This window comes from Leisingera sp. ANG-DT (assembly GCF_000813785.1).
Lineage (GTDB): Bacteria > Pseudomonadota > Alphaproteobacteria > Rhodobacterales > Rhodobacteraceae > Leisingera.
Genome location: NZ_JWLE01000001.1, coordinates 24061 through 41973, shown reverse-complemented (window position 1 = coordinate 41973; position 17913 = coordinate 24061). Strand labels below are relative to the sequence as shown.

The following is a 17913-nucleotide window of genomic DNA, read 5'->3' as shown; positions in this document are numbered from 1 at the left end:
GGTCCTCACACCGTGGGTATTCCGTTCGCCGCGCAATCCGCGACCACGACTTCGGCGTCGATGGTGCGCAATCCGCGCGGCAGAGAGGGCGAAATCAGGTAGACCGCGTCCGCGGTCCGGCTGCCCCCTGCCTGTTTCGTTGTTGTGCGCACATGGCGCGCGAACCCGTAGTCCCGGATCAGCGCATATTGCGCGGCGGCGCATTCCGCATAATTGTCGAGGTCGCCCGGCACGGCAGCGCCGCGCATGGAGACATGAAATTGCACCAGATCGCCCTCCAGCAGGCTGGTTTCCACCCCTTCGTACACCGGGGCGGGCCGCTCTCCTTCGCTGCCCGGGGCCATTGCGCAGGCGGCCAGCAGGAAAGGCGTTATGAGGGCGAAGCGGATCATTCGGCGGCCATTGCCTCGTTTCCGCGGGCCTTCACACCTGCCGACAGCTCTGCCATCAGCTGCGATGCGCGGGCAATCGGGTTGGTCAGGTAGAAATCCTTGATCGCGGGCAGGAAGTCGGCGTTGCCGAGTTTGTCCTGCTCCAGCGGCTCGCCGTCTTTGTCGGCCACTTCGTCGATCTGCGCCAGGTGCGGTACTTCCGCGACCAGGGCCTGACGCAGCTGCGCCAGCGAGTCATAGCCCAGCTTGGCATCTGCTTCGGCGCTGAGCGCGCGCAGGATGGCCCAGTTTTCCTTGGCCTCACCCGGCGCAAATGCAGCACGCATAGCCAATTGCGGCCGGCCTTCGGTGTTCACGAACAAGCCGTTTTCTTCGGTATAGGCGGCGCCCGGCAGGATCACATCAGCGCGGTGCGCGCCGCGGTCGCCGTGGCTGCCCTGGTAGATCACGAATGCACCGGCTTCGATTTCCACCTCATCAGCGCCGAGGTTATAGATCACCTCCGCCCCGTCGATGGCAGCTGCCATGCCGCCTTCGGTTACCGCACCGATGTCCATCGCGCCAACGCGGGACGCGGCAGTATGCAGCACCATCAGCTTGGAACCGGACAGTTCCGCCATCTTCTGGGCCGCCGCCATCACCGCCAGGCCGTCGGCCTCGCGCAGGGCGCCCTGCCCCACGATGATCACGGTTTTCTTGTTGTCGCGGGTCTCTTCCGAGACACCCTTGGCGATCATGTCGCTGAGGGCGTCGCGACCGGTGCCAGCGTGGTAGTACTCATAAGTCAGATCCGCCGCCGGGCCGATCAGCGCCACTTCGGCGCCGTTGGCCCAGGCCTTGCGGATGCGGGCATTCAGCACCGGCGCCTCGTCGCGCGGGTTGGTGCCGATCAGCAGGATCATTTCCGCGTCATCGAGGTCTTCGATGGTGGCGGTGCCGGCATAGCCCGCGCGGTTGCCGATCGGCAGGCGGGCATTATCAGTGCGGCATTCCACCTTGCCGCCCAGCCCCTCAACCAGCTGCTTCAGCGCAAAGGCTGCCTCAACCGAGGCCAGATCGCCAATCAGGCCTGCAATCTTCCTGCCCTTCATGGCCGTAGCGGCGGCAGACAGAGCCTCTGCCCAGGTGGCGGGCTTCAGTTTGCCATCGACGCGCACATAAGGGCGGTCAAGGCGCTGGCGGCGCAGCCCGTCCCAGACAAAGCGGGTCTTGTCGCTGATCCACTCCTCGTTCACGCCGTCGTGGTTGCGCGGCAGGATCCGCATCACTTCGCGGCCTTTGGTGTCGACACGGATGTTCGACCCCAGCGCGTCCATCACGTCGATGGTTTCGGTCTTGGTCAGCTCCCACGGACGGGCGGTAAAGGCGTAAGGCTTCGACGTCAGCGCGCCCACCGGGCACAGGTCGATGATGTTGCCCTGCAAGTTCGATTGAAGCGTCTGGTTCAGGTAGGAGGTAATCTCCGCATCCTCGCCGCGGCCGGTCTGGCCCATCTGGGTGATGCCCGCGACCTCAGTGGTGAAGCGCACGCAGCGGGTGCAGCTGATGCAGCGGGTCATGGTGGTGGCAACCAGCGGGCCGAGGTCCAGATCGTCCACCGCGCGCTTGGCTTCCTTGAAGCGGCTGCCCGACAGGCCGTAGGCCATCGCCTGGTCCTGCAGGTCGCATTCGCCGCCCTGGTCGCAGATCGGGCAATCCAGCGGGTGGTTGATCAGCATGAATTCCATCACGCCTTCCCGGGCCTTTTTGACCATCGGCGAATTGGTCTTCACCTGCGGCGCCTGGCCTTCGGGGCCGGGGCGCAGATCGCGCACCTGCATCGCGCAGGAGGCAGCGGGCTTGGGCGGGCCGCCGACAACTTCAACCAGGCACATGCGGCAGTTGCCGGCAATCGACAGCCGCTCATGGTAGCAGAAGCGCGGGATCTCGACGCCGGCCTCCTCACAGGCCTGGATCAGGGTCATTGCCCCATCCACCTCGATCTCGGTTCCGTCAATGTTGATCTTGCGGAGGTCAGACATGGTCTATTTCGCCCTCAGTAACACGCCGATCGCGCTGTTTTTCTCAATCTCTGCGCGGCCATAGGCGCAGAATGTTTCAGGTTTGCCGTAGATGACCCCGTTCTGCGCCAGGAGCTTCTCTCCCTTGGCGCGCATCCGGGCCTTTTCGGCATCAGATTCGATGTAATCGCGGATTTCCGCGTCCGTGTACCCCAGCGCATTTGCCCGCGCTTTGAGCCGGCGCAACTCGCCCAGCCCTTTCAGGTAGCGCGGGGAAATATCGCCGCAGATGTCCGAGACTTCCTTGGCGACGGCAACGGCAAACAGCGGGTCCTCGATTTCCTGCACGTCGCGCAGCGACGGTTTCGCCAGCGCGGCGGCAGGCAGGGCAACAAAAGCGGACAGAACAGCGGCAATCAGGGCACGCATGGCAGGGGACTCCTTCAGTTTCGAAGCCCCCATGCGCAGGCGCACGCTGCTGCTATGCAATAGCAGCCGGGCCGCAAGGCCCTGATATGCCGGAAATCCGCTCACGGGGTGCAAGTCCCCTGGAACACAGCGCGGCCATCGGTGATGGTCAACGGAACGTCCTCATTGCGCGGGTCATTTGCCCATTCGATGTCAGACGAGCCATAGGTGGCCACGCAGTATTTGGTGCCACTGTGGGCCGCCGCTTCGCGCGCGCCTTTGACGGACCGGTCAACACCCTTGATATCGATCTGGAACACTGCGGGGTTGGTTTTCTTGTCGATCGGCTTGGCCTTCGCCTTGAAGGGCACGCCGTCATACAATTCGCGGTTCTTGTTGGTGACGGAGGTTCCGCAGGCCGAAACCAGCGCCAGAGCCGCCAGGCAAGCCGCAGGCACGGCCATCCGGTATGTCTTCATCATGCTCAAAATACTGCCGCCAATGCCAGGATCGCCAGACCCGCCATGCAGGCCCAGCCGAGAACGTAGAAAACAGAGCGCGGGCCGCTGTGCGGTTTGCCGATGCCCTGCAGGTGAATGAAAATCATGATGACCCGGGACACCACCGCCAGCGAGGCCAGCAGGTTCACCCAGAACGCCGCCGCGCCCGTCAGGACTGCCACCAGTGTCACAGTCAGGAAGGCCGGCAGCGTCTCGCAGCCGTTCAGATAGGCCCGGTTCAGCCGGTAGGCCTTTTCCGCATAGTCCTCCCGCGGCGTGGCCCCCGGTGCGAGACCCGCCTTCTGCTTGGCCAGCGCCGAAAACGGCGACAGCGCCAGGGTGATCAGGGTAAAGATCACCAGCGCGGCCAGAGCGTGGGAATATGCGGCAAAGGCGTCCATCAGTTATTCCGCCGCCATCGCGCCCATGCGCCCGGTCTTCTGGGCCCGGATGCGGTCCTCGATTTCCTCGCGGAAGTTCTTGATCAGACCCTGGATCGGCCAGGCCGCCGCGTCGCCAAGGGCGCAGATGGTGTGGCCCTCGACCTGTTTGGTCACGTCCCACAGCATGTCGATTTCTTCCAGCTCGGCCTCGCCCTTCACCAGGCGGTCCATGACGCGCATCATCCAGCCGGTGCCTTCGCGGCAGGGCGTGCACTGGCCGCAGCTCTCGTGCTTGTAGAACTTGGACAGGCGCCAGATCGCCTTGATGATGTCGGTCTGCTTGTCCATCACGATCACCGCCGCGGTGCCGAGGCCGGAGCCCAGTTCGCCGCGCAGGTAGTCGAAGTCCATGATCGCGTCGCGCATGTTCTCGCCGCGCACGCAGGGGACGGAGGAGCCGCCGGGGATCACCGCCAGCAGGTTGTCCCAACCGCCGCGGATGCCGCCGCAATGCTTCTCGATCAGTTCCTCGAACCCGATCGACATCGCTTCTTCGACAACACAGGGGTTGTTGACGTGGCCGGAGATCGCAAACAGCTTGGTGCCGGCGTTGTTCTGGCGCCCGAAGGAGGCAAACCAGTCGGCGCCGCGGCGCAGGATGGTCGGCACAACCGCGATGCTCTCCACGTTGTTCACAGTGGTCGGGCAGCCGTAAAGGCCCGCGCCTGCCGGGAACGGCGGCTTCATCCGGGGCATGCCCTTCTTGCCTTCAAGGCTTTCGATCAGCGCGGTTTCTTCGCCGCAGATATAGGCCCCTGCCCCGTGGTGCAGGAAAACGTCGAAGTCCCAGCCGGAGCCAGCGGCGTTCTTGCCCAACAGGCCCTTGTCATAGCATTCGTCGATGGCGGCCTGCAGCGCCTCGCGCTCGCGGATGTATTCGCCGCGCAGGTAGATGTAGCAGGTATGCGCGTTCATCGCGAAGGAGGCGATCAGCGCGCCCTCGATCAGCGTGTGCGGATCGTGGCGCATGATCTCGCGGTCCTTGCAGGTGCCGGGCTCGGATTCATCGGCGTTGATCACCAGATATGCCGGGCGGCCGTCGCTTTCCTTGGGCATGAAGGACCACTTGAGGCCGGTCGGGAAGCCAGCGCCGCCACGGCCGCGCAAACCGCTGTCCTTCATGGTCTGAATGATCCAGTCGCGGCCCTTTTCGATGATGCCGGCCGTGCCGTCCCAATGGCCGCGCGCCTTGGCGCCCGCCAGTGTGCGCTCGTGCATCCCGTAAAGGTTGGTAAAGATCCGGTCCTGATCCTTCAGCATGTGTGCCTACCTTTGGCTGTCCCGGCGCATGCGCCAGAGTTGAAATATGTTGACCAGGGCATAGATCATGCCCGCCAGCGCGGCGAAGTCGAACAAAAGCGCATAGCGCCCCGGCAGCCCCAGCATGGGGCCAATGAACAGCGAGACCACGATCCACAGCGAAATCGTCCCGGCGATCACCAATGCGATGTGCCGGCCCTTTGCTGCAATGGCCTGGTCCTGTTCCTTGCTCATCTGTTCCCTATCGCCAGGAAGCGGCCCGGCCGGGCCGCCGCCCGTTACTCGTCGTCTTTGTAGATGCCTTCCGCCTTGGCGCGTTTGGCAAATTCAGTCTCATCGCCCACCTGCAGCCGCTTGGCCTGTTCGATCCAGCCGTCGCGGGTGATGCGGCCCTTGAACTTGAGCCGCGCATCGACCCAGGCGACTTCAGCCTCGGTCCAATCGGCAATCTGCTCGAAGTGGAAGAACCCAAGGCTGTTAAGCTTCTCTTCCAGCTTCGGGCCAACACCCTTCAGCAGCTTCAGGTCATCCGGCAGGCCGCCCAGGGCCTCTTTCAGCACCAGCGGCTTGGTTTCCTCTCCCGCAGCGTCTTCAGGCTTAGCCGCAGCACCTTCCGGCGAAGCGGGCTCAGCCGCGGCGGACTTCTTCGGCGCGGCCTTGGCGGCTTCTTCCGCCTGCTTCACAGCAGGTTTGGGCGCCTCGGGGGCTTTCGGCGGCTGGCCTTCGGCAGCGCGGCCGGCAACAACGCCGTCCTTGCCGACCCAGGGGGTCAGCAGCGGCACTTCATCGCCCTGGATGCGCTTGACACCATCCTTGATATCCATCGCCAGCTGCGCGCTTGCGTTGTACTGCGTCTTGCCGCTGTCAAACTCGGTCAGCGAAGTCAGACCCGATTTCGGCTCAGCCGCGTACCGGCCGTTCTGCGGGCCCGGCGCAACCACCTTGCCTGCGGCCAGATCGTCCAGAAGCCTGGTGAAGCTCTCGACGGTCAGGTCTTCGTAGTAATCCTTGCCGATCTGCGCCATCGGGGCGTTGGTGCAGGCGCCAAGGCACTCGACCTCTTCCCAGGTGAACTTGCCGTCCGCCGACAATGTGTGCGGCTTCTCGGCAATCTTTTCCTTGCAGACGGCAACCAGATCCTCAGCCCCGCAGATCATGCAGGACGTGGTGCCGCAGATCTGGATATTGGCAACGGACCCCGTCGGTTGCATCTGGAACATGAAGTAGAAGGAGCAAACCTCCAGCACCCGGATATAGGCCATGCCGAGCATATCGGCGATGTGCTCAATCGCGGGTTTGGTGACCCAGCCTTCCTGCTCCTGCGCACGCCACAAAAGCGGAATGACCGCAGAGGCCTGGCGGCCCTCAGGATATTTGGTGATCTGCGCCTCTGCCCAGGCCTGGTTGGCCGGGGTGAAGGCAAAGCTGTCGGGTTGTTCGTGGTGCAAACGGCGGAGCATTTAGTTCACATCCTTCGTCGGATTTGTTTCACGAAGCCGGTCAAAGCAGGATTCACATATCAGAGTGATTTTTGCATAGCCTTCGGTTTCGTCATTCCACTCTCCGCCGCGGCTCAGGAGAAATTCATCGCAACCGTCGCACCAGGCGTTTATTAGACCTTCATCGTCTCTTAGCCAGGAAACACCCCTGACCTTCCCGTCTCGAAGACTCGACACGAGGTGAGAACATACGAAGGCAGGCGGAACCTGACCGTGTTCTGTACACTCGACAAGTTTGGCAGAGGTCACCTGTCAATCTCCCCGAACACAACGTCCATGGTGCCGATGATAGCGGCGACGTCGGCCAGCTGGTGGCCCTTGGCAACGTGGTCCATCGCCTGCAGATGCAGGAACCCGGGCGCGCGGATCTTGGAGCGGTAGGGTTTGTTGGACCCGTCCGCCACCAGATAGACGCCGAACTCGCCCTTGGGCGCCTCGACGGCGGCGTAAACCTCGCCCGCCGGGACGTGGAAACCTTCGGTGTACAGCTTGAAATGGTGGATCAGGCTTTCCATCGAGGTCTTCATGTCGCCGCGCTTGGGCGGGGTCAGCTTGCCGCGGGCCAGCACATCGCCGGTGGCTTCGCGCAGCTTGGCAATCGCCTGGCGGATGATCGAGGTCGACTGGCGCATCTCTTCCATCCGGCAGAGATAACGGTCGTAGCAGTCGCCGTTCTTGCCGACGGGCACCTGGAATTCGAACTCGTCATAGCATTCATAGGGCTGCGCGCGGCGCAGGTCCCAGGCGAGGCCGGAGCCGCGCACCATGACGCCGGAGAAGCCGTATTCCTGGATGTCCTTCTCAGTCACCACACCGATGTCGCAGTTGCGCTGCTTGAAAATGCGGTTTTCGGTCAGGAGACCGTCGATATCGTCCAGCACCTTGGGGAATTCCATTGCCCAGAGGTCGATATCATCCAGCAGCTCGTCCGGCAGATCCTGATGCACGCCGCCGGGGCGGAAATAGGCCGCGTGCAGGCGCGCGCCGCAGGCCCGCTCGTAAAAGATCATCAGCTTTTCACGCTCTTCAAAGCCCCACAGCGGCGGGGTCAGCGCGCCGACGTCCATCGCCTGCGTGGTGACGTTGAGCAGGTGGTTCAGCACCCGGCCGATTTCCGAATACAGCACCCGGATCAGCTGGCCGCGGCGCGGCACCTCGGTGCCGGTCAGCTTTTCGATGGCCAGACACCAGGCGTGTTCCTGGTTCATCGGCGCCACGTAATCGAGGCGGTCGAAATACGGCAGGTTCTGCAGGTAGGTGCGGCTTTCCATCAGCTTTTCGGTGCCGCGGTGCAGCAGGCCGATATGCGGGTCGCAGCGCTCGACGATCTCGCCGTCGAGTTCGAGCACCAGACGCAAAACCCCATGCGCGGCAGGGTGCTGCGGGCCGAAGTTGATGTTGAAGTTGCGGATCTTCTGCTCGCCGCTCAGCGCGTCGACGCTGCCGTCGTCAAATTTGGAGCCGTCCATCATTGCGCCCCCTCCTTCTCGTCACCAGGCAGGATGTATTCGGCACCTTCCCACGGGGACATGAAATCAAACTGACGGTATTCCTGCACCAGCTTCACCGGCTCATAGACCACGCGCTTCTGCGCCTCGTCAAAACGGACCTCGGTGTAACCGGTGGTCGGGAAATCCTTGCGCAGCGGGTAGCCGCGGAAGCCATAGTCGGTCAGCAGGCGGCGCAGGTCCGGGTGGCCGGAGAACAGGATGCCGAACATGTCGTAGACTTCCCGCTCGAACCAGTTGGCCGAGGGGTGCACATCCACGATCGAGGGCACCATCTCATCTTCGCGCACCGCGGCGCGCAGGCGGATGCGCTGGTTCCGGTACATCGACAGGAAGTGGTAGACCACGTCGAACCGCTTGGCGCGGTCGGGGTAATCCACCGCGGTGATGTCCACCAGGGTCGAAAACTTGCAGTTGGCGTCCAGCTTCAGAAACTCCACCAGACCGGCGATGTTCGAGGGTGTAACGTCGATGTTCAGCTCATCAAAGGACACATCCCAGGCCACCACGCAATCGGGGCGTTTGGCTTCGATCTGGGCGCCCAGTTCTTTCAGTGCTTCGCTCATGTTGTCTCCGCCCCCTCCTTAGCGCACCAGGGTGCCGGTGCGGCGGATCTTGCGCTGCAGCTGCATCAGGCCATAAAGCAGCGCCTCAGCCGTCGGCGGGCAGCCGGGCACATAGACGTCGACCGGCACAACCCGGTCGCAGCCGCGCACCACGGAGTAGCTGTAGTGGTAATAGCCGCCGCCGTTGGCGCAGGAGCCCATCGAAATCACGTAACGCGGCTCGGGCATCTGGTCGTAGACCTTGCGCAGGGCCGGCGCCATCTTGTTGGTGAGGGTGCCCGCAACGATCATCACGTCCGACTGGCGCGGCGAGGCGCGCGGCGCGATGCCGAAACGTTCGGCATCATAACGCGGCATCGAAGTGTGCATCATCTCCACCGCGCAGCAGGCGAGACCAAAGGTCATCCAGTGCAAGGAGCCGGTGCGCGCCCAGTTGATGATGTCCTCAGCCGAGGTGAGCAGGAAACCCTTGTCCTGAAGCTCGGCATTGATGGCCCGGGTGACAACTTCCTTGTCCACGCCCGCCGTATTGGGTCCGGTCATCACTGCCATTCCAGGGCCCCTTTCTTCCATTCATAGGCAAAGCCGATGGTCAGCACCCCCAGGAACACCATCATCGACCAGAAGCCGAGGTCGCTGATGTCCTTGAAACCGACAGCCCAAGGGAACAGGAAAGCGATTTCCAGGTCGAAAATGATGAAGAGAATCGAGACCAGGTAGAACCGGACATCGAATTTCATGCGGGCATCGTCAAAAGCGTTGAAACCGCATTCATAGGCGCTGACCTTTTCCGGGTCCGGGTTGCGGACCGCCAGGACGACGGCTGCCAGGATAAGGACAATCCCCAAACCTGCCGCGACGGCCAGGAAGACCAGAATAGGCAGGTATTCCCTCAACATCTCTTCCAAGAGCAGCTCCTTTCCCCGGGCGGATTTCCGCGCGGCGTCAATTGGCGTGTTGATTTGGACTGTGCATACCCCCGTGCCCGGGGAGCGTCAACTAAAGCGAGGTTAATCCACAGGGGTTTGGATAGAAAAAGCACTGTTGCAACACAGGGATAATTCCCTAGCGTTTTCATAAGAAAAGCGGCCGCAGGGGGAACTGCAGCCGCCATGAAAACGTGAGTCAGATATGCCGCTTTTCAGCTTTGCCATGCCGGTTTGCGTTTTTCAAAGAACGCCGCGATCCCCTCGCCTGCCTCCGGCCCTTCCCAGCGCTCCACAAGCGCCTTGATTGTATGGTCGATCACGCTGTCATCCAGCTGCGGCCCCAGATCGCGGGCCAGCTTCTTGGCCGCTGCCACCGCCCCGGGAGCACAGTTCAGGTAGGGCGCGACCTCTGCCTCGACCGCCTCACCCAGCTGCTCAGCGGGCACCGCCTTGGCCAGCAAACCCAGCTCCACGGCCTCTGCCGCACCGAACAGGCGCGCCGACATGAACACCCGGCGCGCCTTGGCTTCGCCCATGCGGGCGATGACATAGGGGCCGATGGTGGCGGGAATCAGCCCCAGCTTGGTCTCGGTCAGCCCCATCTTCAGATGATCCGCGCCAATGGCGACGTCGCAAACCGACGCCATTCCGACACCGCCACCGAAGGCGTTGCCCTGCACCGCGCCGATCAGCGGCTTCGGCAGGGTGTTGAGCGCCATCAGCATCTCCGCCAGCACCCGCGCCTCGCGCGCACGGGTTTCGGCATCGGCATCCATCTGCGCCCGCATCCAAGCGAGGTCGCCGCCTGCGCAAAAGCTTTTGCCAGCACCGGTCAGCACCACCACCCGGACCGTGTCATCCTCGGCCAGCCGCTTTGCCGCCAGGGTAAGTTCCTGCAGCATCTGGCCGGACATGGCGTTGTGCTTCTCGGCCCGGTTCAGGGTCAGGGTGCAGACGCCGCGGGCGTCGGTGTCCAGGGTGATTGTCTCGAACATCTTGTGTCTCCGCTGAATTCTTACTGCAGGCCGCGCATGGCCCGGGCGAGTGCTGCGGCCTCTTCCAGCACATCTGCGTTCAGCCCAGTGTTATAGCCCAATTCCGTTAGGCGCTTGTGCACCGCTTCCGTTGCCACATTGCCCGCCGCGCCCGGCGCATAGGGGCAGCCGCCCAAGCCGCCCACGGCCGCATCAAACACCCGCACACCCTGCGCCAGCGACGCCTCGATATTGTCAAGCGCCCGGCCCGCGGTATCGTGGTAGTGGCCTGCCAGCTGTGCCGCGGGCACCCGCGCAGTGACTGCCTTGAGCATCGCAGTGATCGCCTCCGGTGTGCCCTGCCCGATGGTGTCGCCCAGCGAAATCTCGTAACAGCCAAGCGAGAACAGCCGTTCGGCCACCTCTGCCACCTTCTGGGGCGGGGTGGCCCCATCATAGGGGCAGTCGGTCACGCAGGAGACATAACCCCGGACCGGCAGGCCGATCTCCTTGGCCGCGTCAAGAATGGGCAGGAAGCGGGTGATGCTTTCCTCGATGGTGGCATTGATGTTGGCCTTGGAAAATCCTTCGGAAGCGGAGGCAAAGACCGCAATCTCGTCCGCCTTGGCAGCCACCGCATCCTCGTAGCCGCGCATGTTGGGAGTGAGCGCCGCATAGCGCACACCGGGGGCGCGGGTTATTCCGGCCAGCACCTCCGCGCTGCCCGCCATCTGAGGCACCCATTTGGGCGAGACGAAGCTGGCCACTTCGATACGCTTGAACCCGGCGCGGCTCAGGCAGTCGGTCAGCGCCACCTTTTCCGCAACCGGTATCTCGCGCTTTTCATTCTGCAGCCCGTCGCGCGGGCCAACCTCGAAGATTTCGGCAAATTCACCCATGGAATGCCCTCCGGCTTCATCTTTCCAAAAATACTCAAACCGCAGCGGGGACGGCAGGCGTGCCGCCCCGGACCCGGGTCAGCCGTCTTCTTCTTCCAGCCGCACCAGCGCCGCGCCAGCCTCAACCTGGTCGCCGGCAGCAGCCAGAACCTCGGCCACCACGCCGTCGCGGGCCGCCAGAAGCGAGTGCTCCATCTTCATCGCTTCCAGAATCGCAAGCCGGTCGCCCTCTTTCACCGCCTGACTGGCCTCGGCAAAGACCGCTTTGACCAGACCGGGCATCGGGGCCTCGATGACGTTGCTGTCGCCGCCCGCGGCCGCATCGCGGTCCAGCGGGTCTATCGCGGTGAACTCCAGCCCATAGGCATCATGCACGGTGATCAGCGTTCCCGACTGAGAAACCGCAGGCATCCGGCGCTCACCAATGCGCCATTGGCCCTGGCTGCGTTCGGCCACGACAGTTTCGCCATCAATGGTCCAAAGCTGCCGGTCCGGCCCGTCCACCTGCACATCCGCCGTGAACTCCTCGCCCGCATGGGACAGGGTGACAGCCCGGTGCAATGGCGCCCAAAGGGTAAAGCCGGTGTCCACTGCGGCCTCCACCAGATCCAGCGCCACCATGCCGGCCGCCGCCTTGTGGCGCAGCTCCACCACCGGCGCCGCGGTCAGCGCGTCCAGATCGCGAGCAATCAGGCCGGTGTCTACCTCGCCATTGGCAAACCCCTCATGCGCCGCCAGTGCGCCAAGGAAGGCCAGGTTGGTGACGGTTCCGCCAACTTGCGTTTCCTCCAGCGCGCGGGCCAGCCGCGACAGCGCCACCTTGCGGGTGGAGCCATGCACGATCACCTTGGAAATCATCGGGTCGTACCAGGGACTAATGGTGTCCCCTGCCCGCACACCGCTGTCGGCGCGGGCCTCTGCCGGGAAGGACAGATGGGTCAGCGTGCCGGTTGCGGGCAGGAAGCCCTTGGGCACGTCCTCGGCATAAAGCCGCGCCTCAAATGCGTGGCCGGTGATGGTGAGGTCTTCCTGCTTGGCAGGCAGGCTCTCGCCCGAGGCCACCCGCAGCTGCCATTCCACCAGGTCAACACCGGTGATCAGCTCCGTTACCGGATGCTCCACCTGCAGGCGTGTGTTCATTTCCATGAACCAGAACCCGTCCGTGCGCAGCCCGTCAGAACCGTCGACGATGAACTCTACCGTGCCTGCGCCCTTGTAGCCGATGGCTTCGGCCGCACGCACGCCGGCCTGGCCCATCGCCTCGCGCATTTCCGCGGTCATGCCCGGCGCGGGGGCTTCCTCGATCACCTTCTGATGGCGGCGCTGCAGCGAGCAGTCGCGCTCGAACAGATGCACCGCGTGGGTCCCGTCGCCAAAGACCTGCACCTCGATATGCCGGGGCTGCTGGATGTACTTCTCAATCAAGACATCCGGGTTGCCGAAGGCTGTGGTAGCCTCGCCCTGGGCACTTTTCAGGGCATCGGCAAATTCGGCAGGCTTTTCAACCAGCCGCATCCCCTTGCCGCCGCCGCCGGCAACCGCCTTGATCAGCACCGGATAGCCGATCTTCTCCGCCTCGCCGGCCAGGAACTCCGGGTCCTGGTTGGTGCCGTGATAGCCCGGCACCACCGGCACGCCGGCCTCCTCCATCAGCGCCTTGGCAGCGTCCTTAAGGCCCATCTTGCGGATCGCATCCGCCGAGGGGCCAATAAAGGTCAGGCCCGCAGCCTCCACCGCCTCGACGAATTTCGGGTTTTCCGACAGGAAGCCGTAGCCCGGGTGAATCGCCTGGGCGCCGGTTTCCTGTGCGACGCGGATGATCTCGTCGCCCTTCAAATAGCTGTCCGCCGGGGCCGGGCCGCCGATATGCACGGCCTCATCCGCCAGCGCCACATGTTTGGAGGCAGCATCGGCGTCGGAGTAAACAGCCACGGTCCGCACCCCCATGGCGCGGGCGGTTTCCATCACGCGGCAGGCAATCTCTCCGCGGTTGGCAATCAGGATTTTGTCAAACATGGGAGATCCTCACATCCGGAAGACGCCGAAGCGCGTGTCTTCGATCGGGGCATTCAGGGCGGCGCTCAGCGACAAGGCCAGCACGTCGCGGGATTTGCGCGGGTCGATGATGCCGTCATCCCAGAGGCGGGCGGAGGCATAAAGCGGGTGGCTCTGCTCCTCGAACATCTCGATAGTGGGGCGCTTGAACTCAGCTTCTTCCCCGGTGCTCCAGCTGCCGCCCTGGCGTTCGATGGCGTCGCGTTTCACCGTCGCCAGCACGCCTGCAGCCTGCTCGCCGCCCATCACCGAGATGCGGGAATTCGGCCAGGTCCACAGGAAGCGCGGGGAATAGGCGCGGCCCGACATGCCGTAGTTGCCGGCACCGAAGGAGCCGCCGACCAGCATGGTCACCTTCGGCACATTGGTGGTCGCCACCGCCGTCACCATCTTGGCGCCGTGACGCGCGATGCCCTCGTTTTCGTACTTCCGGCCGACCATGAAGCCAGTGATGTTCTGCAGGAACACCAGCGGGATCTTGCGCTGGCTGCACAGTTCCACGAAATGCGCGCCTTTCTGGGCGGCTTCGGAGAACAGCACCCCGTTGTTGGCGATGATGCCGATGGGGCAGCCCTTGAGGTGGGCAAAGCCGGTCACCAGGGTTTCGCCAAAGCGCGGCTTGAACTCATCAAAGCGGGAGCCGTCGACCAGCCGTGCGATCACCTCGCGGATGTCATAAGGCGTGCGCAGGTCGCCCGGCACCACGCCGAGGATTTCCTCAGGATCGTAGGCGGGCTCCTCGGGACTTGCCCAGTTCACAGTCAGCGGCTTGGTGATGTTCAGCGACTGCACCGCGCGCCGCGCCAGCGCCAGCGCATGAGCGTCATCCTCGGCCAGATAATCCGCCACGCCTGAGAGGCGCGTGTGCACATCGCCGCCGCCCAGGTCCTCGGCGCTGACGACCTCGCCCGTGGCAGCCTTCACCAGCGGCGGGCCGGCCAGGAAGATGGTGCCCTGCTCCTTCACGATGATGGTGACATCCGACATCGCCGGCACATAGGCGCCGCCCGCGGTGCAGGAGCCCATGACCACCGCGATCTGCGCGATGCCCTTGGCCGACATCCGGGCCTGGTTGTAAAAGATGCGCCCGAAGTGGTCGCGGTCGGGGAAGACCTCGTCCTGGTTGGGCAGGTTGGCGCCGCCGCTGTCGACCAGATAGATGCAGGGCAGATGGTTTTCCTCGGCGACCTCCTGCGCGCGCAGGTGTTTCTTGACCGTCATCGGGTAATAGGTGCCGCCCTTCACGGTGGCGTCGTTGCAGACCACCATCACCTCCTGCCCGTGCACCCGGCCGATGCCCGCGATCACGCCCGCTGCGGGCGCGGCACCGTCATACATGGCATGCGCCGCGGTGGCGCCGATCTCCAGGAACGGGGAGCCGGGGTCCAGCAGGTTCGCCACCCGGCGGCGCGGCAGCATCTTGCCGCGGCTTTCGTGGCGGGCGCGGGATTTCTCGCCGCCGCCCATGCGCGCGGCCTCAGCCGCCTCGCTGATCTGCGCAAGCGCGTCCAGATGCGCCTCGCGGTTCTGCTTGAAGCCGTCCGAGGAGGGCATCGCCTTGGATGTGAGTTTCATGTCCACTCTCCCATTGTAGGGGTTAGGCTGTGTCCCGTTATACGGGAAATATCTTTCATTCCGGTTGGGGCAGCGTACGCCGGGTATGCAACACCTGGGGTCATTGGCTTGCCTCCCCGGTCATATCCTCACTGCGCATCAGAACTCTTAGTTTGAGCCATTCTGAAAGTGCCTCCGAATAGCGGCACACTACTTCGGAAGGCAAATTGGGGTCTGAAATCTTGGTACAATCGGGAGCGTCACCCAAAGCAGGTATGGGCAGGGACAGACCTGCAGGCCCGTTGTCATCAAGAACACTTTTGTCGAAGCCGGGCATCTGGCTAACGATGCGCTCTCCATCCGCCTCCAACCACGCCGCGGCGCTGTCAACGCAGTACTGTAAAGCTTTGTTTTCTTGGCTCATGTTACACATGCGGACGGCCTGCGAGACGCATTGAGTGTCCATGGGAACCGCAAAGCCGACATCGGGGACAAAGCTGGCGCAAGCGCTCAGAAAACCGGCTGTATCAAAAACGGGGGTCTCCTCACCTGCCGCAGTAAGAGGAAAGGACGCGCCCAAAGCGCAAGCACAGGCTGCAACAACGGAAAGGACCGGCTGTTTCATCAGCTCACCTCCCCCGCCGCCTGCGCCTTCAGCTCCTTGCGGATCACCTTGCCGGTCACCGTCATCGGCAGCGCATCCAGGAACGCCACTTCGCGCGGGTAGGAATAATGTGCGAGCCGGTCCTTGACGTAGTCCTGCAGTTCCCTCTCGGAGGCCGCGGCGCCGGGTTTCAGCACCACATAGGCCTTGACGATCTCGGTGCGCAGGGGGTCGGGCTTGCCCACCACCCCCACTGTGGCCACCGCCGGATGAGTAAGCAGGCAATCCTCGATCTCTGCCGGGCCGATACGGTAGCCGCCCGAGGTGATCACATCATCCTCGCGGCCGACAAAGCGCAGGTAGTCGCCCTCCCAGATGCCGCGGTCGCCGGTTACAAGCCAGTCCTTGCGGAACTTGGCCGCCGTCTCCTCGGGCCGGTTCCAGTATTCCAGCAGCATCGAAGCCGAGCCGCGGCGGATGGCAACATCGCCCTCATCCTCCGTGGGGTCGCCTGCCGCGTCAATTACCGCCAGATCATGCCCCAGCACCGCCTTGCCGATGCAGCCCGGGCGCGGCTCGAAATCTGCGGCACAGGAGGAGGCCACCATGTTGCATTCGGTCTGGCCGTAAAACTCGTTAATGGTCACGCCCAGCTGCCGCCGGCCCCAGGCGAGCATCTCCGCGCCCAGGGGCTCTCCGCCGCTGGCAACGGAACGCAGGCCGTCGAGCCCCTGCCCCGCAGCCTTGAGCATCCGCAGCGCGGTGGGCGGGAAGAAGATGTTGCGGACACCGGCCTTGGCGATCAGATCCGCGCAGGCTTCGGGTGTGAACTTTTCCAGCCGCGCGGCCACCACTGGTACACCCAGTGCCAGACCCGGCATCAGCACGTCGAACAGACCGCCGATCCAGGCCCAGTCCGCAGGGGTCCAGAGGACATCGCCGGGCTGGCCGAGGTGGTCGTGGCTGATGGAGACACCCGGCAGATGGCCGGTCAGCACCCGGTGTCCGTGCAGCGCGCCTTTGGGGCTGCCGGTGGTGCCGGAGGTGTAGATCAGAACAGCAGGGGTTTCCGGGGTGGTGTCCGCGAAAGGCACCGGGCCGCCGTCAATCCCGGCTGTGTCGGCCATCACGGCCTCGGCCAGATCCCCCAGCAGCTCCGCGCCCTCGGCATCGGTGATAACAAACCGCAGGCCCGCGTCGCCGGCGCGCGAGGCCAGCGCATCGTGTTTGAACAGCTTGAACAGCGGCACCGAAATGCCGCCAGCCTTCCACACCGCCAGATGCGCGGCGGCGCACCAGGGCGACTGGCTGAGAAGCACGCCCACGCGGTCGCCCGGCTGGATGCGGGTGAGCAGATAGCGCGCCAGCCCGTCTGTCATTGCCGCCAGTTCGCCATAAGTAATGTCCCGGCGCGCGGGGCCGGTCATGTCAATCAGTGCCAGCGCATCGGCTGGCTGCGCCAGGCATTGCGCCGCCATGTTGAGATGCTCTGGCATGTCCCAGCTGCCGTCTGCGCGAAACCCCAGAATGTTACGTTCAACATGCATATTTAGACATTCCTGAAACGCATAGCGGCTATGCGGCATTTTGCTGTGTTTTCAACAGGTAGCACCGGACAGCTTTGACTCAGATCAGAGTTTTCAGCCGCCTGCGGGTGCATCACTGCCGGGTAAACACAAGAAAAGGGACGCACCCCATGAAACGCATGGTTTCCGCGCTTGCGCTGACCTCCGCCCTGGCCGCAATGGCCGCCCCTGCCCTTGCCCAGGAGCAGGGCGACTGGACCGTTGGCGTCGGCATCGCCAACGTGAACCCGAAATCCGGCAACGGCACCCTGGCCGGCGCGCTGGCTGACATTGATGACGGCACCGCGCTGTCGCTGACCGTCGAATACTTCTTCCGCGACAACTGGGGCGTCGAGCTGCTGGCGGCCTCGCCGTTTGAGCATGACATCAACCTGAACGGCGCCTACGCGGCGTCTGCCAAGCAGCTGCCGCCGACCCTGTCGGTCAACTACCACTTCCCCACCCAAGGTGTGATCAAGCCGTTTCTCGGCCTTGGCCTGAACTACACCACCTTCTTTGAGGAAGAGACCGCGCTTGGCACGCTCAAGCTGGACGACAGCTTTGGCGTCGCAGTGAACGCCGGTGCCGACTACCAGATCTCCGACAATGGCGCGCTGCGGTTCAACGTCCGCTGGATGGACATCGACACCGACGCAACCCTGAACGGCGCCGGCATCGGCACCGCAGAGATTGACCCGGTTGTCGTGAACTTCGCTTACGTGCACCGCTTCTGATCCTTAGAGGGTCCGGTTACGGC

General features: G+C 63.8%; 19 protein-coding genes. 1 reads left to right on the top strand and 18 read right to left on the bottom strand.

Going from position 1 to position 17913, the window contains the following annotated elements; translation table 11 throughout:
* Nucleotides 1-5 precede the first annotated feature (5 nt).
* The 18 genes from RA21_RS00200 to RA21_RS00115 all read right to left on the bottom strand — a co-directional run bounded on the left by RA21_RS00200 (nucleotide 6) and on the right by RA21_RS00115 (nucleotide 17138).
* Nucleotides 6-392 (bottom strand): hypothetical protein, encoded by a 387-nt coding sequence (locus RA21_RS00200; protein WP_019295987.1) that lies wholly within the window; start codon nucleotides 390-392, stop codon nucleotides 6-8.
* Complete coding sequence (nuoG, locus tag RA21_RS00195; RefSeq protein WP_039145415.1) at nucleotides 389-2413, bottom strand: NADH-quinone oxidoreductase subunit NuoG; 2025 nt, start codon at nucleotides 2411-2413, stop codon at nucleotides 389-391. Before nuoG ends, RA21_RS00200 begins: the two co-directional genes overlap by 4 nt.
* Before the next feature lie 3 nt (nucleotides 2414-2416).
* Entirely contained in the window at nucleotides 2417-2821 is a 405-nt protein-coding gene (locus RA21_RS00190; protein ID WP_029204797.1) for a DUF5333 domain-containing protein, read from the bottom strand.
* A gap of 101 nt (nucleotides 2822-2922) precedes the next feature.
* The gene (locus RA21_RS00185; protein ID WP_237754595.1) at nucleotides 2923-3282 is read right to left on the bottom strand and encodes a hypothetical protein; all 360 of its coding nucleotides are present in this window, start codon (nucleotides 3280-3282) and stop codon (nucleotides 2923-2925) included.
* Between the two features lie 2 nt (nucleotides 3283-3284).
* Nucleotides 3285-3701, bottom strand: coding sequence for an MAPEG family protein (locus RA21_RS00180; protein WP_039145413.1), 417 nt, complete (start codon nucleotides 3699-3701; stop codon nucleotides 3285-3287).
* Between the two features lie 3 nt (nucleotides 3702-3704).
* On the bottom strand, nucleotides 3705-5003 hold the full coding sequence (nuoF, locus tag RA21_RS00175; protein ID WP_039145411.1) for an NADH-quinone oxidoreductase subunit NuoF: 1299 nt from the start codon (nucleotides 5001-5003) through the stop codon (nucleotides 3705-3707).
* Between the two features lie 6 nt (nucleotides 5004-5009).
* A complete protein-coding gene (locus RA21_RS00170; protein WP_019295993.1) occupies nucleotides 5010-5237 on the bottom strand; it encodes a DUF5337 domain-containing protein in 228 nt (75 codons plus the stop codon).
* Nucleotides 5238-5281: 44 nt separating this feature from the next.
* Entirely contained in the window at nucleotides 5282-6463 is a 1182-nt protein-coding gene (locus RA21_RS00165; RefSeq protein WP_039145409.1) for an NADH-quinone oxidoreductase subunit E, read from the bottom strand.
* Nucleotides 6464-6747: 284 nt separating this feature from the next.
* Complete coding sequence (locus tag RA21_RS00160; protein WP_193386823.1) at nucleotides 6748-7971, bottom strand: NADH-quinone oxidoreductase subunit D; 1224 nt, start codon at nucleotides 7969-7971, stop codon at nucleotides 6748-6750.
* Nucleotides 7971-8576 carry an NADH-quinone oxidoreductase subunit C gene (locus tag RA21_RS00155; RefSeq protein ID WP_039145407.1) on the bottom strand — a complete coding sequence of 202 codons (606 nt, stop codon included), beginning with the start codon at nucleotides 8574-8576 and terminating at the stop codon, nucleotides 7971-7973. The genes RA21_RS00160 and RA21_RS00155 overlap by 1 nt, the downstream gene beginning before the upstream one ends.
* A gap of 18 nt (nucleotides 8577-8594) precedes the next feature.
* Nucleotides 8595-9128, bottom strand: a complete 534-nt coding sequence (locus RA21_RS00150; RefSeq protein WP_019295997.1) for a NuoB/complex I 20 kDa subunit family protein — start codon at nucleotides 9126-9128, stop codon at nucleotides 8595-8597.
* Complete coding sequence (locus tag RA21_RS00145) at nucleotides 9119-9484, bottom strand: NADH-quinone oxidoreductase subunit A (RefSeq protein WP_019295998.1); 366 nt, start codon at nucleotides 9482-9484, stop codon at nucleotides 9119-9121. Before RA21_RS00145 ends, RA21_RS00150 begins: the two co-directional genes overlap by 10 nt.
* A gap of 233 nt (nucleotides 9485-9717) precedes the next feature.
* Nucleotides 9718-10500: a crotonase/enoyl-CoA hydratase family protein gene (locus RA21_RS00140; protein ID WP_039145406.1), complete on the bottom strand. Its 783-nt coding sequence runs from the start codon at nucleotides 10498-10500 to the stop codon at nucleotides 9718-9720.
* A 20-nt stretch (nucleotides 10501-10520) separates the two neighbouring features.
* On the bottom strand, nucleotides 10521-11378 hold the full coding sequence (locus RA21_RS00135; protein WP_039145405.1) for a hydroxymethylglutaryl-CoA lyase: 858 nt from the start codon (nucleotides 11376-11378) through the stop codon (nucleotides 10521-10523).
* 78 nt (nucleotides 11379-11456) lie between these two features.
* Complete coding sequence (locus tag RA21_RS00130) at nucleotides 11457-13394, bottom strand: acetyl-CoA carboxylase biotin carboxylase subunit (RefSeq protein WP_039145404.1); 1938 nt, start codon at nucleotides 13392-13394, stop codon at nucleotides 11457-11459.
* A gap of 9 nt (nucleotides 13395-13403) precedes the next feature.
* Complete coding sequence (locus RA21_RS00125) at nucleotides 13404-15008, bottom strand: carboxyl transferase domain-containing protein (RefSeq protein ID WP_039145402.1); 1605 nt, start codon at nucleotides 15006-15008, stop codon at nucleotides 13404-13406.
* A 100-nt stretch (nucleotides 15009-15108) separates the two neighbouring features.
* Nucleotides 15109-15612 carry a hypothetical protein gene (locus RA21_RS00120; protein WP_039145400.1) on the bottom strand — a complete coding sequence of 168 codons (504 nt, stop codon included), beginning with the start codon at nucleotides 15610-15612 and terminating at the stop codon, nucleotides 15109-15111.
* Nucleotides 15612-17138, bottom strand: a complete 1527-nt coding sequence (locus tag RA21_RS00115) for an AMP-binding protein (protein ID WP_039145398.1) — start codon at nucleotides 17136-17138, stop codon at nucleotides 15612-15614. Before RA21_RS00115 ends, RA21_RS00120 begins: the two co-directional genes overlap by 1 nt.
* Nucleotides 17139-17287: 149 nt before the next feature.
* Between RA21_RS00115 and RA21_RS00110 the strand changes: the two genes are divergently transcribed.
* Nucleotides 17288-17890, top strand: a complete 603-nt coding sequence (locus RA21_RS00110; protein WP_039145395.1) for an OmpW/AlkL family protein — start codon at nucleotides 17288-17290, stop codon at nucleotides 17888-17890.
* Nucleotides 17891-17913: the final 23 nt, after the last annotated feature.